At 30.4% G+C, this 583-nt stretch carries 1 protein-coding gene; it reads right to left on the bottom strand.

The window, feature by feature from the left end; all coding sequences use genetic code 11:
* A partial coding sequence (locus tag EKL98_RS16135; protein WP_199740735.1) for a PAS domain-containing protein occupies positions 1 to 583 on the bottom strand: 583 nt, incomplete at both ends.

Here is a 583-nt window from a genome sequence, read left to right as displayed (position 1 = left end):
ATATCTTTCCGTCAATCCCAACTTCAAATAAAATATCAGGTATAGATTCAAGGATGGTAGCCAAATTCTCTTGTACTTTTCTAATTTTATCTTCAGATAGTTTACGCTCTGTAATGTCTCGTATAATATACATTACCGCAGGTTCATCAAGATAGCTAATTAAAGTGGCTTCTATCTCAACATTTCTCTGGTTTCCTTCTTTGTCTTTGATAATTGTTTCAAAATTTATTTTTTCTTTAAACTTGTAAGTTTCAATTCTTTTATCGGTTACAATTTCAATATCTTTAATACTCTGAGTTAAAAACTCCGCTTTAGAATAACCAAAAATTTCAGTTGTAGCTTTATTTGTTTCAATGAATTTACCTGGATTACCATCAGAATCTAGTCTAAATATGGTGATACTATCTCTGTTCGATTCAAAAAGAGTACGGTATTTTTCTTCACTAATTTTTATTTCAATTTCTGCTTTTTTGAGTTGGCTAATGTCTTGCATAGTAACCAAACATTGTTCTCCATCTTCGCTACTGATTCCTGAAAGATTTACATAAAAAGAGAGATTAGTCAACGATATCTCACAAGATTG

Source organism: Flavobacterium bomense, assembly GCF_003970355.1.
Note: the sequence above shows the minus strand (reverse complement) of the source record. Positions and strands in the feature narration are given on the sequence as shown.